21 protein-coding genes and 1 pseudogene are annotated in these 24,821 nt (G+C 69.2%); 5 read left to right on the top strand and 17 right to left on the bottom strand.

Going from position 1 to position 24,821, the window contains the following annotated elements; translation table 11 throughout:
* Window positions 1-238: 238 nt before the first annotated feature.
* The 3 genes and pseudogenes from nusB to TBIF_RS19740 form a co-directional block, all read right to left on the bottom strand.
* Window positions 239-697, bottom strand: a pseudogene (gene nusB, locus TBIF_RS19730) (transcription antitermination factor NusB); the annotation flags it as partial.
* Between the two features lies 1 nt (window position 698).
* Window positions 699-1,262, bottom strand: coding sequence for an elongation factor P (gene efp / locus TBIF_RS19735; protein ID WP_024796466.1), 564 nt, complete (start codon window positions 1,260-1,262; stop codon window positions 699-701).
* An 86-nt stretch (window positions 1,263-1,348) separates the two neighbouring features.
* A complete protein-coding gene (locus TBIF_RS19740; RefSeq protein ID WP_024796467.1) occupies window positions 1,349-2,464 on the bottom strand; it encodes a M24 family metallopeptidase in 1,116 nt (371 codons plus the stop codon).
* 72 nt (window positions 2,465-2,536) lie between these two features.
* On the opposite strand from TBIF_RS19740, the gene TBIF_RS19745 reads away from it, so the two are divergent.
* Window positions 2,537-3,031 carry a B-4DMT family transporter gene (locus tag TBIF_RS19745; RefSeq protein WP_024796468.1) on the top strand — a complete coding sequence of 165 codons (495 nt, stop codon included), beginning with the start codon at window positions 2,537-2,539 and terminating at the stop codon, window positions 3,029-3,031.
* Window positions 3,032-3,112: 81 nt separating this feature from the next.
* Here the strand turns inward: TBIF_RS19745 and aroQ are convergent, their stop codons facing one another.
* The 12 genes from aroQ to aspS form a co-directional block, all read right to left on the bottom strand.
* Complete coding sequence (gene aroQ / locus TBIF_RS19750; protein WP_024796469.1) at window positions 3,113-3,547, bottom strand: type II 3-dehydroquinate dehydratase; 435 nt, start codon at window positions 3,545-3,547, stop codon at window positions 3,113-3,115.
* Complete coding sequence (gene aroB, locus TBIF_RS19755) at window positions 3,544-4,674, bottom strand: 3-dehydroquinate synthase (RefSeq protein ID WP_024796470.1); 1,131 nt, start codon at window positions 4,672-4,674, stop codon at window positions 3,544-3,546. Before aroB ends, aroQ begins: the two co-directional genes overlap by 4 nt.
* A complete protein-coding gene (locus TBIF_RS19760) occupies window positions 4,667-5,254 on the bottom strand; it encodes a shikimate kinase (RefSeq protein WP_024796471.1) in 588 nt (195 codons plus the stop codon). Before TBIF_RS19760 ends, aroB begins: the two co-directional genes overlap by 8 nt.
* On the bottom strand, window positions 5,254-6,441 hold the full coding sequence (gene aroC, locus TBIF_RS19765) for a chorismate synthase (protein ID WP_024796472.1): 1,188 nt from the start codon (window positions 6,439-6,441) through the stop codon (window positions 5,254-5,256). Before aroC ends, TBIF_RS19760 begins: the two co-directional genes overlap by 1 nt.
* A 75-nt stretch (window positions 6,442-6,516) precedes the next feature.
* Entirely contained in the window at window positions 6,517-7,035 is a 519-nt protein-coding gene (locus tag TBIF_RS19770; protein WP_024796473.1) for a prepilin peptidase, read from the bottom strand.
* A gap of 171 nt (window positions 7,036-7,206) precedes the next feature.
* Window positions 7,207-8,034 carry a shikimate dehydrogenase gene (locus TBIF_RS19775; protein ID WP_024796474.1) on the bottom strand — a complete coding sequence of 276 codons (828 nt, stop codon included), beginning with the start codon at window positions 8,032-8,034 and terminating at the stop codon, window positions 7,207-7,209.
* Window positions 8,024-9,337: an endolytic transglycosylase MltG gene (locus tag TBIF_RS19780; protein ID WP_024796475.1), complete on the bottom strand. Its 1,314-nt coding sequence runs from the start codon at window positions 9,335-9,337 to the stop codon at window positions 8,024-8,026. The genes TBIF_RS19775 and TBIF_RS19780 overlap by 11 nt, the downstream gene beginning before the upstream one ends.
* The gene (ruvX, locus tag TBIF_RS19785) at window positions 9,337-9,804 is read right to left on the bottom strand and encodes a Holliday junction resolvase RuvX (RefSeq protein WP_024796476.1); all 468 of its coding nucleotides are present in this window, start codon (window positions 9,802-9,804) and stop codon (window positions 9,337-9,339) included. Before ruvX ends, TBIF_RS19780 begins: the two co-directional genes overlap by 1 nt.
* 2 nt (window positions 9,805-9,806) lie before the next feature.
* Window positions 9,807-12,488 (bottom strand): alanine--tRNA ligase, encoded by a 2,682-nt coding sequence (gene alaS, locus TBIF_RS19790; protein ID WP_024796477.1) that lies wholly within the window; start codon window positions 12,486-12,488, stop codon window positions 9,807-9,809.
* A gap of 172 nt (window positions 12,489-12,660) precedes the next feature.
* Complete coding sequence (locus TBIF_RS19795) at window positions 12,661-14,073, bottom strand: replication-associated recombination protein A (RefSeq protein WP_024796478.1); 1,413 nt, start codon at window positions 14,071-14,073, stop codon at window positions 12,661-12,663.
* A 2-nt stretch (window positions 14,074-14,075) separates the two neighbouring features.
* A complete protein-coding gene (locus TBIF_RS24045) occupies window positions 14,076-15,206 on the bottom strand; it encodes a hypothetical protein (protein ID WP_038172003.1) in 1,131 nt (376 codons plus the stop codon).
* 116 nt (window positions 15,207-15,322) lie between these two features.
* Window positions 15,323-17,131: an aspartate--tRNA ligase gene (gene aspS / locus TBIF_RS19805; RefSeq protein ID WP_024796479.1), complete on the bottom strand. Its 1,809-nt coding sequence runs from the start codon at window positions 17,129-17,131 to the stop codon at window positions 15,323-15,325.
* Window positions 17,132-17,280: 149 nt separating this feature from the next.
* On the opposite strand from aspS, the gene ypfJ reads away from it, so the two are divergent.
* From ypfJ to TBIF_RS19825, 4 genes are read left to right on the top strand one after another with little or no spacing between them, the layout of a single operon-like run.
* On the top strand, window positions 17,281-18,177 hold the full coding sequence (gene ypfJ, locus TBIF_RS19810; protein WP_024796480.1) for a KPN_02809 family neutral zinc metallopeptidase: 897 nt from the start codon (window positions 17,281-17,283) through the stop codon (window positions 18,175-18,177).
* A 27-nt stretch (window positions 18,178-18,204) separates the two neighbouring features.
* Entirely contained in the window at window positions 18,205-20,892 is a 2,688-nt protein-coding gene (locus TBIF_RS19815; RefSeq protein WP_024796481.1) for a hypothetical protein, read from the top strand.
* 4 nt (window positions 20,893-20,896) lie between these two features.
* Entirely contained in the window at window positions 20,897-22,435 is a 1,539-nt protein-coding gene (locus TBIF_RS19820) for an AAA family ATPase (protein ID WP_024796482.1), read from the top strand.
* Complete coding sequence (locus TBIF_RS19825) at window positions 22,432-22,947, top strand: nuclear transport factor 2 family protein (RefSeq protein ID WP_024796483.1); 516 nt, start codon at window positions 22,432-22,434, stop codon at window positions 22,945-22,947. The genes TBIF_RS19820 and TBIF_RS19825 overlap by 4 nt, the downstream gene beginning before the upstream one ends.
* 311 nt (window positions 22,948-23,258) lie before the next feature.
* Here the strand turns inward: TBIF_RS19825 and TBIF_RS19835 are convergent, their stop codons facing one another.
* Window positions 23,259-23,744: a hypothetical protein gene (locus tag TBIF_RS19835; RefSeq protein WP_024796484.1), complete on the bottom strand. Its 486-nt coding sequence runs from the start codon at window positions 23,742-23,744 to the stop codon at window positions 23,259-23,261.
* Window positions 23,737-24,741, bottom strand: coding sequence for a hypothetical protein (locus tag TBIF_RS24050; RefSeq protein WP_051461662.1), 1,005 nt, complete (start codon window positions 24,739-24,741; stop codon window positions 23,737-23,739). The genes TBIF_RS19835 and TBIF_RS24050 overlap by 8 nt, the downstream gene beginning before the upstream one ends.
* Between the last annotated feature and the right edge of the window lie 80 nt (window positions 24,742-24,821).

Genomic DNA, 24,821 nt, shown 5'->3' on the forward strand with positions numbered 1-24,821 from the left:
AACTGAGGTGTATCAACATGTTCGGGCACGGCAAGCCGCGACCTCCTTCTCCGCCTCACTGGACGGATCGTTAAAGGATGTCTTGCAGTTCGATTTCTTGCGTCTGAACACTATCAGTGTGGCGCTAGTTTTCCGGCCTCGAGTGATCGATCACATGCTCGGCCTCGCCGTCAGCCCCGTCGTCAACCTGCGGAGCCTCGACCACAGCGTCCTCGACCACGGAGTCCACGACAACCGCAGCGGTCGCCGCGGCGGCGGCCCGCACCTGCGGCGCCACCGTCACGATGCGGCCGAGCACGCCGTTGATGAACGAGGGCGAATCATCGGTCGAGAGCAGCTTCGCCAACTCCACGGCCTCGTCCACCGCGACCACCGGCGGCACGTCGGTGTGGAAGAGCTCCCACACCGCGATCCGCAGAATCGCGCGATCCACCGCGGGCAGCCGCTCCAGGCTCCACTCCTGCAGATGGTCGGCGATCACGGCGTCGATTCGGTCCAGGTTCTCCGCCACCCCGGTCAGCATCTCGGTGGTGAACTCGTTGACGGGGGCGATCGACTCGTCGGTGGCGGACATCGCCACCCGCTCCGCGGCGAGGGCCACGGGATCGACCCCGCGCGCCTCGGCCTCGAACAACATGTCGACGCCACGCTTGCGCGCCTTGTGGCGCGCTCCAAACTTCTTATAGGACTTACTCACGTCAGTCGTTCACACGGCTCAGGTAGCTGCCGTCGCGGGTGTCGACGTGGAGCTTGTCACCGGTGTTGATGAACAGCGGCACGGCGATCTCCGCGCCCGTCTCCATCGTGGCGGGCTTGGTGCCGCCGGTGGAGCGGTCACCCTGCAGGCCGGGATCGGTGTGCTTGACGATCAGGTTCACGGCGACGGGCAGCTCGACATACAGCGGCAGGCCCTCGTGCATCGCGATCTGCACGCGCATGTTCTCGAGCATGAACTTGGCGTTGTCGCCGACAAGGTCCGCGCCGATCTGCAGCTGCTCATAGTTCTCGTCGTCCATGAACACGAAGTCCGCGCCATCTTTGTACAGGTAAGTCATGTCGCGACGGTCGACCGTCGCGGTCTCGACCTTGACACCGGCATTGAACGTCTTGTCCACCGTCTTGCTCGAGACCACGTTCTTCAACTTGGTGCGCACAAAGGCCGGCCCCTTGCCGGGCTTGACGTGCTGGAACTCCACGATCTGCCAGAGGCTGTCGTCAATCTTCAGCACTAGGCCGTTCTTAAAATCACTGGTGGAAGCCACAGCGTCTACCCTTCTGGTAATTCACTCGTCTGGTCTGTCTACATCTGCATTGCGGCGCATCCGCCCCAGAGCACTGCGCCTACTATCTAGAGCACCAGCAACTCTTTGGTCGTCACCGTGAGAATCTCCGGGCCGCCCTCGCGCACGATGACGGTGTCCTCGATTCGGACCCCGCCGCGGCGCGCGTGGTACACACCGGGCTCGACAGTGACCGCCGCACCGCAGGGAAGTGTACCGGTGGCGCTCGACCCGATTCCCGGCGCTTCATGGATCTGCAGCCCGACCCCGTGTCCCAGGCCGTGCGCGAACAACTCGCCGACCCCCGCCGCGGCGATCACCGACCGGGCGGCGGCGTCCACGTCCGCCGCCAACGCCCCGGGGACGACGGCGTCCAGGCCCGCCTGTTGGGCGCTCGCGACCAGGTCATAGGTGTCACGCTGCCACTGCGCGCACGAGCCGAGCGTGAACGTCCGCGTCATATCCGAGTGGTAGCCGCCGTACTGCGCGCCAAAGTCCAGCTTCACCAAATCCCCCTCGGCCAGCACTGCGCTGGTCGGACGATGGTGCGGCACAGCGGAATTGGCTCCAGCCGCGACGATCGTCTCGAAGCCGATGCCGTCCGCGCCCCCCTCGTACATGAGCCACTCCAGATCCCGGGCCACCTGGCGCTCGGTGCGGCCGGGCCGGATGCCCTCCCGCTCGAGAAGGATCGCCAACGCCTCGTCCGCGATGGCGCAGGCCCGCCGCAGCAGGCCCACCTCATGCTCATCCTTGACGATCCGCAGGCCCTCGACCAGGCCGGTGGTGGCCTGCAGCGCCAGTCCCGGCGCCCGCCGCCGAATATCGGCATGGACGGCGACGCTGAGCTGGGTCGCCTCGAATCCGACGGGGCCGACGTCCACAGCGGCGGAATTCGCAGCGGCGCAGTTCTCGGCCGCTGTCAGCAGTGGGGCCAGCGCATCCCGCGAGATCTCCGCGACCAGGTCCGGAACCTGCTCGGCCGCCTGCTCCACGTAGCGCCCGTCGGTGCTGAACACCGGGGCCCTACCGGGCTCTGCCCAGACCAGGAGCGCCGCGTTGGACCCGGTGAATCCGGTGAGATATCTGACATTTACCAGATCGGTCACGAGCAGTGCGGATAATTGCTGGGCCTGCAGCATCGTGGCGAGCGCCACACGTCGAGCGGCATGATTGGCGGACATATCCCCACGCTACGGCACACCCGGATGTGGGTCAGGACACATGCGTCAGCATTCACCGGTTACTATTTCGGCATGATCAGTTGGGGAGTGCGATCGATCGGCATGACTGCGGTGCACGTCATCGCCAGGGTAATTCTGGGCATCATCATCACGGCGGCGCCGCTGCAGGGGGTGCTCTCGCGCAATGTGGCGGTCGGCATCGTGATCATCATCGCGTTGGTGTGGGCCGGCCTCGACGGGGTGGTGGACGCGCGCCAGCACTCGCTGGTCGAGGACCGCTCGGACCTGATCATGCGGTGGATCATCACCGGCCTGATCACGGGTGTCGCGGCGGGACTCATCTGCCACATCCTGGAGAAGCTGGGCGCGGACGGCGTGGGCTCGCAGAGCCTGCTCTTCGACCTCACGTCTGGCGCCGCGGGCACCGCATTGATGATCATCGTGCCGGCAGCCATCGGGATCGCCCTCGGCCGCTGGATCGGCAAGTCCGAGCCGAACCCGGACGACGAGGCCGAACTCCAACGCCAGCGCCGCCACGATATCGCGGTGGGCAAACAGGTCGTGTAGCTGCCGGAACCCAACTCCGAGACCAAAAGCGCGGCCCGCACTCTCCAGTGCGGGCCGCGCTCTCGTCGTCTGTACCGCCAGCTAGCGGTCCGCCAGGTGCCGGATGGCCAGCAGGTAGCCGTCCACGCCGAGACCCACGATCACGCCGCTGGCGATCGCGCTCAGGTAGGAGTGGTGGCGGAAGCCCTCGCGGGCGTGCACGTTGGAGATGTGCACCTCGATGAAGGTCCCCAGCTCGGCGCACGCGTCGCGCAGCGCCACCGAGGTGTGGGTGAGCGCGCCGGCGTTGATGATCACGGGCTCCCCCGCGTCCGCGGCGTCATGCACCCAACCGAGTAGCTCGCCCTCATGGTCGGTCTGCCGGACAACGACGTCGACGCCGAGCTCGCGGCCGAGTGCCGCGCACATCCCGACGAGGTCGGCATGCGTCGTCGCCCCGTAGACCTCGGGCTGACGCTTGCCCAGTCGGCCCAGGTTCGGTCCGTTGAGGACCACGATGGTCCGGCCTTCTGTCACAGCATGATCCTGGTCGTGCCCGAGGTGTCCTCGCGGGCGATCACCGAGTACGCGCCGGCGAGCAGCGTGGGGTCTGGGGCCTCGAGGCGGCCCGGCTTGGCCAGCCCGTCCAGGACCACGAAGCGGAGCAGGCCGGAGCGGTTCTTCTTGTCGGTCTGCATGCCCTTGAGCAGGGCTTGGAATGCGTCCGCGTCGTAGGTGGTGGGCAGCCCGACGCTGGCGAGGATGCTGGCGTGCCGGTCGGCGGTCGCGTCGTCGAGCCGGCCTGCGAGGCGGCCCAGCTCGGCGGCGAAGACCAGGCCGACGGACACCGCCGCGCCGTGGCGCCAGCGGTACTGCTCGCGGCGCTCGATGGCATGGGCGAGGGTGTGGCCGTAGTTCAGGATCTCGCGCAGATCGGACTCGCGCAGGTCGGAGGCGACGACGTTGGCTTTGACCTCGATAGCTCGGCGGACGAGTTCGGGCAGCACGTCGCCGGCGGGGTCGAGCGCGGCCTCCGGGTCAGCCTCGATGAGGTCGAGGATCACGGGGTCGGCGATGAAGCCGGCCTTGATGATCTCGGCCATCCCGGAGATGATCTCGTTCTTGGGCACGGTCGCGAGGGTGGCGAGGTCCACCAGCACGGCGGCCGGCTCGTGGAAGGAGCCGACGAGGTTCTTGCCGGCGTCGGTGTTGATGCCCGTCTTGCCGCCCACGGCCGCGTCGACCATGGCCAGCAGGGTTGTCGGCACGTGCACCACGCGGACGCCGCGCATCCACGTCGCGGCGACGAAGCCGGCGAGGTCGGTCGCGGCGCCGCCGCCGAGGCTCACCACGGCGTCCTGGCGGGCAAGGCCGATGCGACCGAGGACGTCCCAGCAGAACTCGGCGACCTTGAGGTCCTTGCCGTCCTCCGCGTCGGGGATCTCGATGCGGTGTGCGTCGATGCCGACGTCGGCGAGCGACTGGCGCACCACCTCCGCGGTCTCGACGAGGGTCGGCTGGTGGAAGATCGCCACGGTGCGGGTGCCACGCAGCTCCTCGGTGAGGTCGCCCAGCAGTCCCCTGCCGATGATCACCGGATAGGGCGATTCGCTATTAACCTGCAACCGCACCGGCTCGCCGGCACCCACTACCTGATCAGCCACGGAGATCTCCTCGTCCAGTCCTGTCCTGCACGCCGTCGTCAGCGAACAGATCCGTCAATTCTCGCACCACTTTGCTGGGGCTGCGCCGGTCGGAGCGCACCACGATGGTGGACACCTCCCGATACAGCGGGCGGCGGGTGTTGAACAGCGTCCGATACCGGCCAGCCGGGTCCGGGCCCTCGAGCAGTGGTCGGGAGCCGTCCTTCGGATGCGGCGCATGCCCCTCGGAGACCCGCGCGGTGATGCCCGTGCGCAGCAGCCCCTCGCCGACACTGATGTCCAGGTACACCACGGTGTGCCCGGCGAGCGCCTTCCGCGTCTCGGCCGACAAGATCGCGCCCCCGCCCAGGGAGACGATCCCCGTCTGGGTGCTCAGCGCCTCGAGGACCACGGCCTTCTCAAGCTCGCGGAACGCGGGCTCGCCATCCGCGGCGAAGATCTCCGGGATCGCCTTGCCCGCCCGCACCTCGATCTCGGCGTCGGTGTCGCAGAAGTCGACGTCCAAGGCCGCCGCAAGCCTTCTGCCGATCGTCGACTTGCCCGCGCCCGGAGCGCCGATCAGCACCGCACGCGGAGCCATCAGTGCCGGAGCCGTTCCCGCACCGCATCGAGGTAGGACTCGACATTGCGGCGGGTCTCGACGATCGAGTCGCCACCGAACTTCTCCAGCGCGGCCTGCGCCACGACCAAGGCCACCATCGACTCGGCGACGATCGCCGCGGCCGGGACCGCGCACACGTCGGAGCGCTGGTGGATCGCCACGGCCTCCTCGCCGGTGGACATATCCACTGTGGCGAGGGCGCGGGGCACAGTGGAGATCGGCTTCATCGCGGCACGCACGCGCAGCGGCTCGCCGTTGGTCATGCCGCCCTCGACACCGCCGGCGCGGTTGGTGGAGCGCAGGACGCCGTCGGAGCCGGGACGCATCTCGTCGTGCGCGGCGCTGCCGCGGCGGCGGGCCGTCTCGAAGCCGTCGCCGATCTCAACGCCCTTGATCGCCTGGATGCCCATGAGTGCGGCGGCCAGTCGCGCGTCGAGCTTGCGGTCGCCAGCGGTGAAGGAGCCGAGCCCGACGGGCAGGCCGTGCACGACGACCTCGACGACGCCGCCGAGGGTGTCGCCGGCGCGCTTGGCCGCGTCGATCTCCGCCACCATGAGCGCCGAGGCCTCTTCGCTGTTGGCCCGCACGGGGCTCGCGTCGATGCGGTCGCGGTCGACACAGTCCGGCACGCCCGGCTCGTCCACACCGGCGCCGCCGATGGACACGACGTGCGAGAGGACCTCCACGCCGAGAGCCTGGCGCAGGAAGGCCCGCGCGATGGTGCCGGCGGCGACCCGGGCCGCGGTCTCGCGGGCGCTCGCGCGCTCGAGGACCGGGCGGGCGTCGTCAAAGCCATATTTGAGCATGCCGGCGTAGTCGGCATGTCCGGGGCGCGGCCGGGTGAGCGGGGCATTGCGCGCCTGGTCCTCAAGCTCTTCGAGATTGATGGGGTCGGCGGACATCACCTGCTCCCACTTCGGCCACTCGCTATTCGCGACCTCGACGGCGATCGGCCCGCCGAGCGTCTTACCGTGGCGGACACCGCCAATCAGCGTCACGACGTCGGCCTCGAACTTCATTCGCGCGCCTCGGCCGTAGCCCAGGCGACGGCGAGCGAGCTCGACGCCAATCTCGGTTGTGGTTACCTCGACACCAGCGACCATGCCTTCCAGCAAAGCCACCAGCGCGGGTCCATGGGATTCTCCAGCAGTAGTCCAACGCAGCACCCGGCCATCATCCCACGAGGACCCCGGTAATCTCCTAACCGGCCGCCCATTCGCGCCGCAAGTGGTGGCGGGCCGTTATCCCAAGGCCGCCAACGTGATCAGCGACGCCACGCACATCGAGGGGCCGTGCGGAACCGGAATGCCAGCGCGGCGGGCGCGACAACCTCGCCACAGGCCCGCAACCGCCGTCAGAATCAAAGCCCCCACGGCCGACCAGAGCCACACCTGGCCGCCGGCCATCGCCGTGACGCCGCCGAGCCCGACGGCCAGCTTCACGTCTCCCCCGCCGAAGCCCGCGCCGGCCAGCCGCCCCAGCAGATATGCCCCCGCCAAGAGCCCCGCGCCGAGCGCTGCCGCCTCCCAGCGGTCGGCGGCCACCGCGAACGCTCCGATCACCGCGGCGCCGGTGACCGTCAGGGAGTTCGGCAGCCGCCGGATGCGCAGGTCGATCAAGCTCAGGCACACACACCACAGGACGAGGGCGACGGCGGCCATTGCCACCGGACCAGACACCCGCAGCGCCGCAAGGCCGCAGCCCGCCGCACACAGGGCGGACACCTGCCAGCGGGGCACTGCGGCATAGCGCGCCACCACGAGATGGATCCCCAGCCCTGCAATCCCGCCCGCACAAGCCCCACCGATAACAGTCCACGCCCCCGCTGCCCCCATGCGGCCGAGTGTGGCAGGGCGACCACCCCGGCCAGGTCTTCCAACCGGGCTTTCCCAGCGGCCTGTGAACTCCCGACCAGCTGTGGAGAACCGATCTCAGTCCAGCGCCCGCGCCATCTCCACACGCGGGGCGGGCCGGCCGGTGAACTGCTCCACCTGGCCGTATGCTTGGTTGAGCAGCATCGACAAGCCGCCGACGACCGCGCCGCCGGCGCCCTCGACGGCCACTGCCAGTGGTGTCGGCCAGGGGTCGTAGATGACGTCGAGGAGCTTTCTCGCCCCCGCGATGGATTCGGTGTGCGGCGCCGCTGCCTCCGCCGGGACAGTGCTGATCACCACAGAGGCCCCGGCACATGCGGCGGCCAGCGGAGTTGCCGCGAAGTCGATCCAGCGGGCCGCGAGCCCGGCTTGCCCGGCGCACTCGAGCGCGCCCTGGGCCCGATCCCGGTCGCGCGAGACGATCACGACCTCCTCGGCACCCAGCTCCGCGAGCGCGGCCAGCGCGGGGCGGGCCGTGCCGCCCGCGCCGATGACGACAGGTGGTCCGGCCACGAAGCCGGTCACGCCCAGCTCGCGCAGGGATCCGGTGACTCCGTCAATGTCGGTGCAGTCTGCCCGCCAGCCGCCGTCAACCCGGACGAGCGTGTTCGCGGAGCCGACGAGCTCCGCCCGGCGGGTGCGCTCGGTCGCGAATTCCAGGGCCGCGAACTTGCCGGGCATGGTCACGGACAGCCCCACCCAGTCGGCGGACAGAGCCGACACCAGAGCGGGCAACTGGTCCGCGTCGCACTCGATGCGCTCATACGTCCAGCCGCTCAGCCCGAGCGCCGCATAGGCGGCCCGGTGCAGCAGCGGGGATTTGGAATGCGCGATGGGCTTGCCGAGGACACCTGCATGCCGGATTCCGGTGCTGCTACCGCCCACTGTCTAGCACTCCGTTCGCCCGGGCCGTGACGATGCTCGCCTCGTGGTCCTCGAACTTGGACGTGAAGACGGTGGTGCCGTTCTTGTCCACGGTGACGAAGTACAGCCAGTCGCCGTCCGCAGGGTGTTCTGCCGCCTGGATCGCGCCCTCGCCCGGCGTGGAGATCGGCGTGGCGGGCAACCCGTGCATCGCGTAGGTGTTCCACGGGGTGACGCGAGCCCGGTCCTCGTCGGTGGTGGCGACCTCTTGGCTGACCAGTGCGTAGTTGACCGTCGAGTCGAACTGCAACTGCTGGTCCACGGCCAGGCGGTTGATGATCACCCGGGCCACCTTCGGGAAGTCCTGCGGCTGCGCCTCCCGCTCGATGAGGGACGCGGCGATCAGCGTGTCATAGGGGCTCAGACCCGTCGTGTCCTTCGTCTCCGCAAGGCCCATCGCGTTGAACGAGGCGGTGCTCTGGGTGAACAGGTGGGTCAGCATCTCCCCGGCCGTCCAGTCCGGATCGAGGTCCCAGCTGCCGGCCTGGATCAGCCCCTCATAGCGGCGCAGGGGGTCCGGCACCGCCTTGACCCTGTCCACCGCCCAATCCGCGACGCCGAACTGCTCGGGCCCCGTCCCGATCAGCGCGTCCTGCAGCTCCCCGGGCTCCACACAGGTGAGGCGCTCATCGCGATCCACGCAGCTGGCCTCGGAGATGAGCCTGATGATGCCGGGGGTGACGTGACCGTCGACCGTCGTGATGTCTGCGAGCTGGCGGCCCTCGGGGATCACCAGCGCGCCGACGCGGGCGTTGGCCTCGGTCAGCTTCGCCACCGCGTCCGCGCCGGAGATCTCCGTGCGCATTTTGTAGTAGCCGGGATGGATGGAGTCGATGGCGGCATTGCCCTTGGCGGCCGACAGGAACGCGCCCGTGCTCGCGACGACGCCCTCGTCCAGCATGGTGCTGGCGATATCCGTGGTGGTCTGGCCGGAGACGACCTGCACCACGACGTCGGCGGTGCCCGGCCCGGCAAAGTCTGCATCGGTGGAGCCGACGAGGTACTTATAGCTCACGACGCCGATACCCGCGAGGAGGACCACCAGGAAGACCAGGACCAGGACGCCGCGGCGTCGACGGCGACGTAATTCCGCCCGCCGCACCCGGCCCCGGTCCCGGCGCGATAACCGCGACGACTTCTCGGGCTCCGCGCCCGGCACATACAGCGGGGCGGCGACATCGCGACGCCAGCCCTCGTTCGCCGGGGGGATGTACCCGCCGGTTGTGCGATCCGGCTCATACGAGCCATGGCCACCGTCGGTCACTATTGCTCCTCATGTTCGTTGGCGGAGTACGTCCGCTCATCAAGCCAGGCCTGCAAGATCGCGACTGCGGCGGCCTGATCGATAACGTCGCGCTGGTCCCGCGCGCGAACGCCGCTGCCCCGCAGCGAGTTCTGCGCGACCACCGTGCTGAATCTCTCGTCCGCGAAATGCACCGGGACGGGGCTGATGCGCCGCTCCAGGACGCGGGCGAACCCGCGCACTAGTGCTGTCGCCTTGCCGTCCTCGCCGCGCAGGGTCCGGGGCAGGCCGACGATGACCTCCACCGCCTCATACTCGGCAACGAGGTCCATGATCCGGCGCACGTCGGAGTCGTCGCGCTTGGTCTGGGCACGCGCGACCGTCTCCACCGGGGTCGCCAGGATGCCGTCGGGATCGCTGCTGGCCACGCCGATCCGGACGCTGCCCACGTCGATCCCGAGCCGGCGGCCCCGGCCCGCGGTCGGCATCTCTAGCTCAGCTTTCCGGATCCGGCGAGTTGGCGTAGCAGCGCGTCGATCGCCGCGGGTATACCGCTGGCGTCGGTGCCCGAGCCCTGCGCGAGATCCGGCTTGCCGCCTCCGCGGCCGCCGATCGCGCTAGCGAAGGACTTCACGAGGTCGCCGGCCTTGATGCCCTTCTCGCGCGCGCCCGCGCTGGTCGCGACGACGAACGGCACGGCGCCGTCGACATCGCCGAAGAGCGCCACCACCACGTCATCCTGGCCGTGCTGGCCCAGACGGCCGCGCACGTCGGAGGCCAGCGTCCGCAAGTCTCCGCCGCCGACGCCCGCGGGCGCCGCCACCGCGACCACGAGCAGGTCGCCGACGTGCTGCGCCGAGTCGGCGATGCTGCCCGCGGATGCCAATACCGCCGCGACCTTCGCCTTCTCCACCTCGCGCTCGGCGACCTTGAGGCGCTCGATCAGGTTCTCGACCCGGCCGGGGGCCTCCTCGCTAGGCACCTTGAGCAGGCTCGAGACGCCGGCGAGCAGCGCGCGCTCCTTCGCGAGGTGGCGCATGGAGTCGAGGCCGACGAAGGCCTCGATACGGCGCACGCCGGAGCCGACGGAGGCCTCGCCGAGAACGGTCACGGGGCCGATCTGCGAGGAGTGCGAGACGTGCGTGCCGCCACACAGCTCCATCGAGAACGGCCCGCCGATCTCGACTACGCGGACCTCGTCCCCGTAGTTCTCGCCGAATAGCGCGAGCGCGCCCATCGACTTGGCCTTGTCGATGTCGGTGACCATGGTGTTGACCTGGTAGTCGGCGGCCACGGCCGCGTTGGACACATCCTCGACCTCCTGGCGCACAGCCTCGGAGAGCCCGCCCTGCCAGTGAAAGTCGAAGCGCAGGTAGCCGGGCTTGTTCAGCGATCCGGCCTGCACGGCGTTGGGGCCGAGCACCTGGCGCAGGGCGGCGTGCACGAGGTGCGTGCCGGAGTGGCCCTGGGTGGAGCCGCTGCGGTGCGCGCGGTCAACCTGCGCGAGCACATCCGCACCCTCGGCGAGCACTCCCGCGTCGACGGTCACCTTGTGCACCCACAGCTGCTTCGCGATCTTCTGCACGTCGCGGACGGTGACTGTCAGATCCTTGCCGGTCAGCATGCCGGTATCCGCGAGCTGGCCGCCCGACTCCGCGTAGAGGGGGCTGCGGTCGAGGATGACCTCGACGTCCTCGCCGGCTGATGCGGCGGGTACCCGCACGCCGTCCTTGATGATCGCCAGGACCTTGGCCTCGGTGGTCAGCTCGGCGAAGCCGGTGAACTCGGTCGCGCCGCCATCGAGGAGCTCACGGTAGACCGTGAGGTCGGCGTGCGCGTGCTTGCGGGACTGCGCGTCGGCCTTCGCCCGCTGGCGTTGCTCCCCCATCAGCTCGCGGAAGCCGGCCTCGTCGACCTGCAGGCCCGCCTCGGACGCCATCTCCAGGGTGAGGTCGATGGGGAAGCCATAGGTGTCGTGCAGCGCGAACGCCTGGGAGCCGCCGATGACTGTCTTGCCGGACTCGCGGACCTCGTCGGCAGCCGACTCGAAGAGCTTCTCGCCGGAGCTGAGGGTCTTGAGGAACGCGGTCTCCTCGCCGACGGCGACGTTGAGCACCCGGGTGAAGTCGGTGCTTAGCGCCGGGTAGGACGGGGCCATGGTGTCGCGCACGACGGCCATGAACTCGCCCATCGTCAACTGCTCGGCGCCCAGCAGCTTGGCCGAGCGCACGATGCGGCGCAGCAGGCGGCGCAGGACGTAGCCGCGGCCGTCGTTGCCGGGGTTGACGCCGTCGACGATCAGCATCGCGGCGGTGCGCGCGTGGTCGGCGATCACTCGGAACCGAATATCAGCAGCGGATTCGACACCATATTTGCGGCCGGTGAGCTCCTCGGCCTTGGTGATCACGGGCCGGACGAGGTCGGTCTCATAGACGTTGTCGACGTCCTGGAGCAGGAACGCGACGCGTTCGACGCCCATGCCGGTGTCGATGTTCTGCTTCGGCAGCGGGCCCAGGATCTCGAAGTCGCCCTTGCCGAGGCCCTCACCGCGCTCGTTCTGCATGAACACGAGGTTCCAGATCTCGAGGTAGCGGTCCTCGTCGGCCTCGGGGCCGCCCTCGATGCCGTAGTCGGGGCCGCGGTCGTAGTAGATCTCCGAGCATGGTCCGCACGGGCCGGGAATGCCCATCGACCAGTAGTTGTCCTCCATGCCGCGGCGCTGGATGCGCTCCTCCGGGATGTCCGCGATCTCGCGCCACAGGTCGCGGGCCTCGTCGTCGTCGAGGTAGACGGTCACCCACAGCCGCTCGGGGTCGAAGCCGTAGCCGCCGTCCTCGATGGAGTTGGTCAGCAGCGACCAGGCGAACGTGATCGCCTCGCGCTTGAAGTAGTCGCCGAACGAGAAGTTGCCGGCCATCTGGAAGAACGTGTTGTGGCGGGTGGTCACGCCGACGTTCTCGATGTCGAGGGTGCGCACGCACTTCTGCACGCTGGTCGCACGGGTGTAGGGCGGCGTCTGCTGGCCCAGGAAGAACGGCACGAACGGCACCATGCCGGCGTTGACGAACAGCAGGTTCGGGTCATCGAGCAGGAGCGAGGCACTGGGCACTTCGGTGTGACCGGCCTTGACGAAATGGTCAAGGTAGCGCTGCCTGATCTCGTGGGTCTGCACTGAACTGTCCTTCTGTAGGCACACTGTCGGTTGAGCTTGCTTTCCCGCACGGCGGATTGCGCAGGTGGGTGCGACAAATCGCCCCTAGGCGAGGCTGCCGTGTGGTTCGTCTGGGACAAGATTACCGGCCGGAGGGCGTGGGCCGTCGGGCACATGCTTTCCCGGTGCGTAATCAGCGTGTCCGGGAGATGCCACGGATGATTTTGCGCAGTCTGGACACGCGCACCTCGAGATCGCGTTCGGCGCCGCGGGTGGTCGGCTTGTAGTAGTCGACGCCCACGAGTTCGTCCGGCGCGTACTGCTGGGCGAGGACGCCGTCGGGATGATCGTGCGGGTATTTATAGCCGATGGCGTTGCCCAGTCCCTTGGCCCCCGAGTAGTGCCCGTCCCGCAGGTGCGGGGGCACCATCCCGGCCTTGCCCGCGGCGATATCGCCCATCGCGGCGCCCAGCGCGGCGGTGACCGAGCCGGACTTCGCCGCCGAGGCCAGGTGAATCGTGGCCTGGCTCAGAGTCAGCTGCGCCTCCGGCATCCCGATCAGCTGCACCGCCTGGGCGGCCGCCACCGCGATCGGCAGGGAGGTCGGGTCCGCCATGCCGATGTCCTCGCTCGCCGAGATCACGAGCCGACGGGCCACAAACCGCGGGTCCTCGCCAGCCGTCAGCATCCGGGCCAGGTAATGCATCGCGGCGTCCACATCAGAGCCGCGGATGGACTTGATGAAGGCGCTGGCCACGTCGTAGTGCTGATCGCCGTCGCGGTCGTAGCGGACTGCGGCCTTGTTGACCGACGCCTCCACCATCGACAGGTCGACCAGGCCGGGCGCCGCCGAGCTGGCCCCGGGGTTGGCGCTCAATGCGGTCTCGGACACCGCCTCGAGCGCCGTCAGCGCGCGCCGGGCGTCGCCGCCCGCGATCTGCAGCAGGTGCTCCTCGGCGTCTTCGGCGAGGGTGAGCGCGCCGCCCAGTCCGCGTTCGTCGGCCAAGGCCCGCCGCACCAACTCCCGGATGTCCGACGGCGAGAGCGGCTGCAACTGGAGCACCAAGGAGCGGGAGAGCAGCGGGGAGACGACGGAGAACGACGGGTTCTCGGTGGTCGCCGCGACGAGCAGCACGATGCGGTTCTCCACCGCAGACAGCAGCGCGTCCTGCTGGGTCTTTGAGAACCGGTGCACCTCATCGATAAACAGCACCGTCTGCCCGCCCAGCACCATGCGCTTGCGTGCGAGGTCGATGATGGCCCGGACCTCTTTGACACCGGCGGACAGCGCGGAGAGCGACTCGAAGTGCCGCCCGGTGGCGCTGGAGATCAGGGAGGCGAGGGTGGTCTTGCCGGTGCCGGGAGGACCGTAGAGGATCACGGAGCTCGCGCCGGAGCCCTCCACCAGCCGGCGCAGAGGCGCGCCCTGGCCCAGCAGGTGGTCCTGGCCGAGCACCTCTGCCAGTGTCGTCGGGCGCATGCGCACCGCCAGCGGCGCGCCCATGCTCACCGCGGCGGGCAGAGCTCCAGCGTCGGCGGGCTCGGACTCGGGCCCGCCGAAGAGCACCGGAGCGTCGCCGCCGTCCGCGCCGTCGAATTCAGACACGATCACTCCTGCAGCGCCGCCAGCACTTCGAGGGCGTGCTCCTCGAGCCGCTCGGCGTCGAGGCTGTCCGCGAAGTTCGCCAGCACCCGCCACCGGCGGCGCAGCGCCTCCCGGCTATTCACCGACAGCGCATGCGATCCTGGCTGCTCCTTGTCCAGGTGCAGCCACGTGCTCAGCCACAGCCACACAAGGAGCTCCTCGAGGAGCCTGGAGTAGAGCAGGGAGTCATCGCGCAGCTGGGGGAAGACCCCCACCACCTCGGCGCGCCAGGACTCCACCATCGCCTCGACCTGCAGCTGGCTTAGATCCAGCGCGCACCGGCAGCCGGGGAACGATGCGAGGGCATAGCTGATGTCCAAGGTGGCGTCCCGAAAACCGCCCCACTCGTAGTCGAGGAACTGCACGCCTTCCTCGTTGACGAGGATGTTGTCCGGGCACAGGTCCGCGGTGCTGAACGCCCGAAAACCGCCCTCGCCGAACACCCGGCCGGCGGCGGCGACAGTCATCACGATCTCCGGGAGCACCGTGACCCCGAGCCGGTCTAGCAGCAGTTGCGGCAGCTCCGCGAGGGCCTGGTCGACCTGGCCGAACAGCGGATCCGCGCCGCCAGATCCGGACGCCCGGTGCAGCAACGCGCCGAAATCATCCTCCCGGCCGTACGTGTTCGAGTGCATCTGGCCCAGCGCCTGGGTCAGCGCCATCAGCGAATGGGTGACGTCCTTCTCGTCCTTGCGGGCGAGCAGCTCCCCCATCGCGGGGGCATCGCCCAGATCGGAGAGCACCAGCAACCGCGCGTCCAGGTCATGTGCGATCAACTCTGGCCCGGGGCGGTTCGCCGCTGTCAGCGACGTCGCGAACTGGTAAGACACCACCTCTCGCCGAAATCCCTCGTTCCCATTGAGGGATTCCTCCCGAACTTGCTTGAGCACCAGGGTCCGGGGCAGGGAGAACGGATTCTCCGCCACCCGCACACGAAGCACCACCGAGCTGCCGGAACCGCCCAGATCGACCGCGTCGACCAGAGTCACGGCGGCGCCGGTCCGGCGCTTCAATAATTGTTCAGCTGCCTCAACAACCTCGTCCACAGGGCTCGTCCATCCATCCCAAATGCGGTCTACCAACGTTGTGGTCATCAATTACCAACCTACCTGGCACGGAACGCCGGGCACTCAGAAACGTAGTCGCCGCGCGTAACGATCCGGTCGCGCAGAGCGATTATTCGCCAGCGACTACGCCTCCCCATGCCTGGTTAGTCCGTCTCGGCAGCCTTCACTTCCTTCACAGCCTTGTCTTCCTTACGCTCGGGCTTGGCGTCGATGCCGGACTCCTTGCGCTGCTGCGGGGTGATCGGCGCGGGCGCGTCGGTCAGCGGGTCGATGCCGCCGCCCGTCTTCGGGAACGCGATGACCTCGCGGATGGAGTCCACGCCGGCCAGCAGCGCGGTGATGCGGTCCCAGCCCATGGCGAAGCCGCCGTGCGGCGGGGCGCCGTAGGAGAACGCGTCGAGCAGGAAGCCGAACTTCTCCTGGGCCTCCTCCTCGCCGATGCCCATGACGCCGAACACCCGCTCCTGGATGTCCTTGCGGTGGATGCGAAGGCTGCCGCCGCCGATCTCGTTGCCGTTGCAGACGATGTCGTACGCGTAGGCCAGCGCGGAGCCGGGATCGGTGTCAAAGGTGTCCATGAACTCGGGCTTGGGCGAGGTGAACGCGTGGTGCACCGCGGTCCACGCCGAGGAGCCGAGAGCGACATCGCCGCTGGCGACAGCGTCGCCGGTGGGCTCGAACATCGGGGCGTCGACGATCCACACGAACGCCCAGGCGGCGGGGTCGATGAGGTCCTGCTTGCGGGCGATCTCGCCGCGGGCGGCGCCGAGCAGCGCGCGCATCGGCTTGATCGCGCCGGCCGCGAAGAACACGCAGTCGCCGGGCTTCGCACCGACGTGGGCGGCGAGGCCCTCGCGCTCGGCGTCCGAGAGGTTCTTGGCGACGGGGCCCGCGAGGGTACCGTCCTCGGTGACCGTGACGTACGCCAGGCCCTTGGCCCCGCGCTGCTTGGCCCACTCCTGCCAGGCGTCGAACTGGCGCCGCGGCTGGCTCGCTCCGCCGGGCATGACCACGGCGCCGACGTACTCGGACTGGAACACGCGGAACGGCGTGTCGGCGAAGTACTCGGTGCACTCGACCAGCTCGAGGCCGAAGCGCAGGTCCGGCTTGTCGGAGCCGTAGCGGCGCATGGCCTCCGCATAGGTCATGCGCGGGATCGGGGTGGTGATCTCGTGGCCGATCAGGCGCCACAGCGCGGTCAAGACCTCTTCGCCGAGGGCGATGATGTCGTCCTGGTCGACAAAGCTCATCTCGACGTCGAGCTGCGTGAACTCGGGCTGGCGGTCCGCGCGGAAGTCCTCGTCGCGGTAGCAGCGGGCCAGCTGGTAGTAGCGCTCCATGCCGGCGACCATCAGCAGCTGCTTGAACAGCTGCGGGCTCTGCGGCAGGGCGTAGAAGCTGCCGGGCTGCAGGCGCGCGGGCACCAGGAAGTCGCGGGCGCCCTCGGGGGTCGAGCGCGTCAAGGTGGGGGTCTCAATCTCGACGAAGTCGTGCCCGGCGAGCACTGCGCGCGCGGCGGCGTTGACCTTCGAGCGCAGGCGCAGCGCGTTGCCAGGGCCCTCGCGGCGCAGGTCCAGGTAGCGGTAGCGCAGACGCGCCTCCTCGCCGGGCTGGTCGTCGAGCTGGAAGGGCAGCGGCGCACTCTCCGAGAGCACCTCCAGGAGCACAGCGCTGACCTCGATCGCGCCCGTCGGCAGGTCGGTGTTCTCGTTGCCCTCGGGCCGGACCTCGACGGTGCCGGTGACTTTGACACAGAACTCGGAGCGCAGCTTGTGCGCCTCCTCGGCGACGGCCGTCTCGCGGAAGACGACCTGAGACACGCCCGACGCGTCGCGCAGGTCGATGAAGATCACCCCGCCGTGATCGCGGCGCCGCGCCACCCATCCGGTGAGCGTGACGGTCTGATCGGCGTGCTCGGCTCGCAATGAACCGGCCTCGTGGGTGCGCAGCACGGCTGTCCTCTCGAAATAACGTTATGGCGGATATGCCCCGATGATCCTACGGAGCCGAACCCGCGAGTTCTAACCGCCTCGGCCCTCCCGGCATGGAATGCTGTCCAAGATCACTGTCCCCAGCCGGAAAACCATGGAAGCAAGGTCGAATGACGTTTCGCGAGGGAGCCCGCATCAACCCCGGCCGGGTGTCGGTCGGCGGTGGCGGGCGCGGCCCCAAGATGGCCATCGGCGGCGGTATCGGCGGCCTCGTCATCGTGGTCCTCGCCCTCGTGCTGGGTGTGGACCCGGGTTCCCTCGGCATCGGTGGCGTCGACGGCGGCAGCGCGTCGCAGTCCACCGCGTCCGGCACCCTCGAGGGCTGCGAGACGGGCGCCGATGCGAACAACAACATCGACTGCCGCATCGCTTTCACCGCCGAGAGTCTCGACCAGGTGTGGGCGGGGCAACTCCCCACCGCCGGTCTGAACTATGTGCAGCCCGACGTAGTCCTGTTCAACGGCGGCGTCGACACCGGCGGCTGCGGTAGCGCGAGCTCCGATGTGGGGCCCTTCTACTGCCCCGCCGACAGCACCGCCTACTTCGACAGCACCTTCTTCAACCTCCTCGAGACCCAGTACGGCTCCAGCGGCGGCCCCCTCGCGCAGGAATATGTAGTGGCACACGAGTTCGGGCACCACCTCCAGAACCTCATCGGCGACCCCCGCCGCAACGCCCGCGGCGCGGGCGCCGAGTCCGCCTCGGTGCGCACCGAGCTGCAGGCCGACTGCTTCGCGGGCATCTGGGCCTACTACGCCGACAAGACCCCCGCGCCCGGCACCAACGAGCCGATGCTCAACCCGCTCACCGACCGCGACATCGCCGACGCGCTCTCCGCCGCAGCCTCGGTGGGCGACGACCATATCCAGCAGCAATCCTCCGGCCGGGTCAACCCCGACTCGTGGACGCACGGCTCCTCCGCGCAACGCCAGCAGTGGTTCACGACCGGCTACCGGACCGGGCAGATCTCCTCCTGCGACACCTTCGCGGCCCCCGATCTCGGCTAGCGTTCCCCTCTTCCCTAGGTGGTTTGATTGACCAGCAATGCCCTCGGGGGCGGCTCCAGCGCCGTCGCCGCGTCGACGCACGCGGCCTGCGCCCGCTTCCGCGGCACCGACCCCCTCGTCGTCGGCCGCACCCGCCGGCGCACCGCGATCGACATCGGCTTCGCCGACGACTCCGGGGGCATCCCCCAAGCACGCTGGACTCGGGCGATGATCTTCGAGCACCTGGTGCAGGACCCGAGGTTCGCCAGCGAGATCGCGACGACGGCGGTGGGCCGACTCAGCCTGGCCCGCCCCGCCGCGGTGGTCACCGCGGACGCCGGGGTCCGGCTCGGTCGCACCGCCGAACTGCTCGGAGCCGCGCACGACCGCGCGGTCGCCAGCGGCGAGGCAACCTTGATCCACGGCCTCGCGCTGCCGTTCGCGGGTTTCGAGTCCATTGACTCAACGGAGGTCAAGCCCGACTTCGCCATCGTCGCCCCGACTCTCTCGGGGGCCGGATCCTGGCTGATCGTCGGCGACGCCAAGGACTACGAGCGGGTCCGCTCCCGCATCGAGGACGCTCGCCTACTCAAGGGCTTCCTACAGGTCGCGGTCGGTGCGGAGTCCGCCGCGCAGTGGTCTCTCCTGCCAGCCGGCATGACGGTCCATTCGCACGGCGTGCTCGCGGTGCCGCGCAATGCGTTCTTGCGGCCAGAGCCCCTGCTCGAGCGGCTCGACGACTACCGCGCCGAGGTGCGGATGCGGATCGCCGAGCGCCGCCTCGAGGCCGCCGCCCAGCCGCCAGAGGCTATCGGGGACCTGGCGGCCTTCGTCGCGCATCTGCACGCCACCTTCGATCCCGCGACGTGCACCACCTGCAGCCTGTTCACCTACTGCCGCAACGAGATTCGATCTTCCACCGACCCCGCCGACCTGCTCGTCGAACTCGGGATCCCGGAGGCGGCGCGCACCTCGCCCCCCTCCTCCGTCGCGGCCAACGTCGAAGCCACGCTGACCGGCATCGCCCAGGAGACCGGACAGCTGCGCATCGACCAGGCCGACCAGCCGGGCGCCATCAACGTGGTGCTCGCCAAGTCGGACGCCGCGGCGCTCGGCATCCACGGCATCAGCCTGCAACGGGGTTCGAGGCCCTGGCAGCGCACCGTCTTCGGCGACCCGCAGTCCGCACAGACCCGCACCACGGTCATGCGCATCCTGGGCAGGGCGCTGGCCGAAGCCATGTCGCAATCCCCCGGCTCCACCGCCGCCGCGCCCGCAGGCGTCGATCCCGTCCACCTCGTCGTGCCGGACGCCGCGACGGCCGACGTGCTGGCCGCTATCGCCGACAACCTCGCCGGCATCGAGCTGAGCCGACTGCGTTGGGCCCGCGACGAGGAGATGGGCCGCGAGCCCCTGACCTTCGGCGGCGAGCCGGCCCGCGTCCCGCCCCCTCTCGACCGCGAGGCGCGAGTCGCCGTCTCGTTCCTGCTCGAGGAGGACCGCGCCCGCGCACTGACTCTGCGCGCGCCCATCATCAACATCCGCGCGGCGCTCGCACGACATGTGGTCGCGGGCGGCCCCGCCGTCGCCGCGCAGCGCCTCGACTACCTGGTGGGCTGGGCTGAGTCAGTGGGGACGGCAGGGTCCTCCCCCGAAATCCCCCTCGACCCGCGCGCCTTCGAGGACGTGATCGAGGCCTCGCCGCACACCCCCGGCGCCCGGCTGTCGAATCGGCAGTCCGACGCGATCCACCACGCGCGCTCCGAGATCGCCGCCGACCCCGCCCCATACGAGGACCTGGTGACAGCGGAGCTGGACTATAAGAGCGGAGTCCTCGACCGGGCGCGCACGGCGCTGGCCACGGTCCCGGACTCCGCGCTGCGGCAGGTGTTCCGCGCGTTGGAGGGCGACGCCCAGGCGGTGTGGCGGCGTCGGGTCGCCTTGCACGCGTCGGACCTGGTCCGTTTCGGCCGCACCTATCGGCACTGGCGCAACGCCCTGGTACCCGTCATTGAGGCCGACGGCAAATGCCAGAGCCAGCTCCAAGCGCTCGCCAACCCCCAATACGCCCACGACCGCGCAGCCGACGCCGGCGTCCGGGAATTGGCCCACGCCACCGTCGTGGACACGAATCCGATCACTCTCGAGGTCGCGTCCCGCCGTCTCGGAGACGGTGCCCGAGTCGTGCTCATCCACCACAACGGCGACGCGTGCGTGGAGGGTCCGCAGGTCGAGGTCAAGGCACAGGCCACCAGCTTCCGGCTCGGTGGATTGGCCATCGGCCCCCTGTCTGCCAGCTCCGACGACACCAGCCCCGACGGCGACCGGCCGCGCCACCTGGTCTGGGAGCCCACGACGGTCCCCGACCTAGCCGTCGGCGACCGCCTCGTGATCGCCGACTTCGCCTGGTTCTCGACCAATAAGGGCAATGCCCATCTGAATGTCGCGCGCCCGAAGCCCGATGCGATGTCCGCGCCAAAGGCGGACTGCACCATCGAGTCCTATGAGCTAGACCCCGAGGCCCACCAGTACTGCTGCCGCCCGCACGAAGACGCCGAGGCCGATTGGTCCGACCAGCTCGCCGAGCGGCGCGACCGCGGGGAGCTCAACCCGCAGGCCTGGCCGCCGCTGATCGACGGCGATGCGTTCGAGACCGCCCCCGTCAACATTCCGGCTGCGGCAGCCATTCCGGCCGACCCGCCACCCGAGCACCTGACAATCGATGACCTGGAGTGATCGCGTGACCATCGAGTTCTCCCCGCCCGCCGGCTCCCCGCGTCCCGACTCCACGGCCTCTCCCGCCGTCCACCACGGCGCCGCCGCGGCGGGCAACGCGAGGGCCGCGGACCGCGCCAGTGCCGCGCTGCGCCAGGCCCTGGCCGGAGAGTCTTCTACCGAGCGGGTCCTGCTCAAGGCCGCCGCCGGCGCGGGCAAGTCCTTCGTGCTGCGCCGCCTCGTCGCGGAGGCCCTGGAAGAGGTCGGCCCCGCGTGCTCGCGCGTCGCGATCGTCGCGTTCACCAACAAGCAGATCTATCCCCTCGCGACCGCGCTCGGCAAGGAGCTCGGCAAGGACCGGGTGTGCCTGTTCGTCGCCAAGGCCCGCTTCGACGAGGTCCCCGACGCGGCCCAACAGCACGCCACCGTCGTCACCGGGACCACTGCCATCCCCCTCGAGTGCGACGTCGTGATCTCCACCTCGCACAAGCTCGGCGCGATGGGTGAGATGAACCGGCTTAGGGAGCACTTCGGGGCCGGCGCGGACGGCGGCTCGCCGTTTGACGTGCTGTTCGTCGACGAGGCATGGCAGCTCCCCCACCACCTGTTCGACAAGGTCGCCAAGGCCGCGCCGATCACCGTCGGCGTCGGCGATGTCGGCCAGCTGCCGCCCCTGGAGGTCGGCGAGAACCCGTGGCGCGGGCTGCCGGGGCACAATCCCTATCGGGCCTGGCCCACGGACTTCGACGACGACCCGGCCACCTGGTCCCAGGAGCTGCCCGCGGTGTGGCGGCCGGCCGCCGGGCATCTCGACCTCTGGCGCGCGTTCTACCCGGAGTGGACCGAGCTGAACTGCGTCGCCGCTCCTGGGGACCGCGCCATCAGCACTGGCGAGCTCTCCCCCGAATCCGCGGCCATCTGGGCCCAGGTGGGCACCGGCGTGCCGACTCTGCTGCAGGTGGACGGCCTGCCCGCCCCTGAGGCGCCGGATATCGACCTCCCGCTGTTGGAGGTCGTCGAGTCGCTGCTGGACCAGCTGCTCGCGTCCGGCCTCGCACTGCAGAGTGCGGACTACACGGTCGCGGGCAACCCCTCCGGCACAACCCTCACGACCCGGCCCGGAGACGCCTCGGGGGATCCCCTCATCGCGGTCCTGGCGACCCGCAATCAGGCCGTCGACGACGCTGCCGACATGGTGGAACGCCTACGGGTGCGCCACGGACTGACCGAGACGGAGCTCGTCGCGTCCACCGTCGACTCCTGGCAGGGCCAGACCAACGGCATCACCATCGCGATCCACCCATTGAACGGCGCCGACCAGCTCGACGAGTTCAACTCCGCCTTCGGCCGCCTCGCCGTGACCTGCACGCGCGCCACCCACGGACTCCTGATGCTGTGCCGCCCAGGGCTGGAGCAGCTGCTCACGCAAGCGCCCGCGCGCCCCGGCACCCCGCACGGCGAGCCCGGCAACCGGCAGCTGCCCAGACAAACCCACAAACGCATCCTCGACGCGTTCGCACATGGCACCATGACGATCGACAACCAACCCGAGGAGCACCTTTGACCGACCAGCCCCGCTTCACCCGCGACGAGCTCGCCGCCGCATTCGCGGACTTCCAGGCCGTGACCGACAAAGCCGCGAAGTCCGGGGACTGGAATCCGTGGGTGGACCAGTTCGCCGAGGATGCCGAGTACATCGAGCACGCCTTCGGCACGTTCCACGGCCGCGAGGAGATCCGCACGTGGGCGCTCAAGACGATGGGCAGCTTCCCCGGCAATCACATGACCGAGTTCCCGGCCCTGTGGATCACCATCGACGAGGAGCGCGGCCAGGTTATCGCCGAGATCGACAATCCCATGCCGGACCCGGGCGACGGCAGCGTGTTCGGAGCCGCGAACCTCTCGATCTTCCGCTACGCCGGCGACGGCCAGTGGCGCGGCGAGGAGGACTGGTACAACCCCATGAAGTTCGGCGCCATGGCCATGGGCTGGTGCACGAAGGCGATTGAGCTGGGCACCATCACCGACGAGGCCCAGCGCTGGTTCGACAAGACCTCGAAGAGGATGGGCAGGTAGCTGCTCGACGCACGATCAAGACCCCGAGGCCCCACCTCGGACCCCGCCCTCGAGCGGGAAGTTCGGCACACATCGCCCGAGAAATCTGGCACCCAAGGTCCCGTTCGGCGCCAAATCCTGGTCTCACCAGGTGCCAAGTGCAGGGCGCGACCGGGGTTAGGCCAACTCAAAGTCGATCACTGTTCCGATGCTGAACAGGCCGCGGTCTAGCGCGCCACGCTCGCAACTGCTTGACATGTATAGGAGCATCAGATTGCCCGGCACTGCGGTTCAGCAAAGGGGGTCGATGCCGATGCGGACACAGATCCATTCTATGAATGTCCCCTCGGGCGCGGTCGGCTCACGGCTGATGATGTTGTGGCCGTGGTACTCGGGTGTGAACCAGTTCGGATGACTCGTCGGCTGCGATGTGACGGGACGGGACGGGCGAGGGTGGCGCGCCCGAGGACCACGGCCTCGCCTTCTCGCGCGGGGCCTTCGATCCACAAGTACCGGTCGTAGAGCAGCAGTCCCCCGGCCAGCGTCGGCCCCGGATCCGCCGTCCAGGTCCACACGGACGCCGAGAACTTGCGGCCCAGGCGCATCCACCCGTACTTCCTCGGGTCAGGGTCCGGCTCGACCACACCGGCCACCTTCGTGATGAGTGAGTGGGGGACTCCGCCGGGGATGTCCTCGGCCGTGATCCATTCTGTCGTCGATGTGATCCGGTCGCCGATCTCAAGGGCCTCATAGCCCGGCTCGAGGTCGACGAGCATCCATAGCTCGGTCCGGTATCCCGGCACAGGCTTCTCACTCATGTGCCCTCACCTCGACACTCTCGTCCGACTTCCCGTGGAGCGGCAGTGGGAACGAGATTCTCGCCATGATGTCCGCGTTCGCCGGATCGGTATGCGGGTCTGACTGAATCCAGTGCACAGTGCCACGAGTACTCGGATCGAGATCGATGCGCCGGCGTGCGCCGTCAGGGGCCTGGGCGGTGAGCCCGCCGACGGCAATCCACTCCGTGCCGTCGGCACCACGCGCCGTGTCGGCACGACGAGGCTGCGCCGTCACCCGGGCGACGGTGGCCGGATCCTCGACCGGGACGAACCGCCGCTCTTCGTCGAGCACCCGCAGCCGGTGAGTATCGCCCTCGTCGCGCACCACCCCGTATCGAGGGTCATCACCCAGATTCGGAACCATGTGGCCGACGAGGAACAGTCGCCCATCGACGAGGACGCTGGTGCCGCCCTCGGCGCAGACGCGTTCAATGGTCAACGTCCCATCCCCGGCGCGGTCGCACCGGAACACCTCGTACCGGGAGGTGATCCAGCACCCGTAGCGGTCGGCGTGGACCTTGCGAGTCCAATAGTCCGTCGGCGGCTCGATCGTCAGCGGCAACAGATACTCGACCACCCGCGGTGGTGTCGATCCCGTGTCAAGGCGCAGCAGAATGGGATTCGACCGATCCATGACCCACACGTAGCGCCCGTCGACGGAGACTGCGCCGGCGACGAACTCCTCCTTGGCATCCGGCACGTCATCGAGGTCCAGATCGACCAGCACCCCCGTCGCCTGGAAGTGGTCCTCGGCCGAGGTGAGATCCCCGTCCGACCAGAAGCGGTACGGGGTGGCGTCGACCTCGGTCAGCCTCTCGGTGCCGTCGACGACGCGCAACCCGCGGTCGGTGGGCTCGACGCGCTGTTCGACGATCTGGACCCGTCGAACCCTGCCCTGAACCCGGGTGGGCACACCGGGGCCGATCCAGCGGATGCCGGCGATGAGTCGCCCAGTGAGTTCGACTCGTCCCGCCAAGGGCCGATCTGACCTCCACTCGGCGGACCATCCGTCACCGATTACTTCCATTGGCCACCGCAGTCCACCCTCCGTGTAAC

Origin of the sequence: Tomitella biformata AHU 1821 (genome assembly GCF_000524475.1) — a bacterium.
Lineage (GTDB): Bacteria > Actinomycetota > Actinomycetes > Mycobacteriales > Mycobacteriaceae > Tomitella > Tomitella biformata.

Bases quoted from the DNA above. Each gene is read 5' to 3' on its own strand.
- TBIF_RS19740 (WP_024796467.1), bottom strand. From the start codon at position 2,464: ATGTCCGCCAATCATGCCGCTCGACGTGTGGCGCTCGCCACGATGCTG.
- TBIF_RS19745 (WP_024796468.1), top strand. From the start codon at position 2,537: ATGATCAGTTGGGGAGTGCGATCGATCGGCATGACTGCGGTGCACGTC.
- TBIF_RS19760 (WP_024796471.1), bottom strand. From the start codon at position 5,254: ATGGCTCCGCGTGCGGTGCTGATCGGCGCTCCGGGCGCGGGCAAGTCG.
- ruvX (WP_024796476.1), bottom strand. From the start codon at position 9,804: ATGCCGACCGCGGGCCGGGGCCGCCGGCTCGGGATCGACGTGGGCAGC.
- TBIF_RS24045 (WP_038172003.1), bottom strand. From the start codon at position 15,206: ATGACCACAACGTTGGTAGACCGCATTTGGGATGGATGGACGAGCCCT.
- ypfJ (WP_024796480.1), top strand. From the start codon at position 17,281: ATGACGTTTCGCGAGGGAGCCCGCATCAACCCCGGCCGGGTGTCGGTC.
- TBIF_RS19835 (WP_024796484.1), bottom strand. From the start codon at position 23,744: ATGAGTGAGAAGCCTGTGCCGGGATACCGGACCGAGCTATGGATGCTC.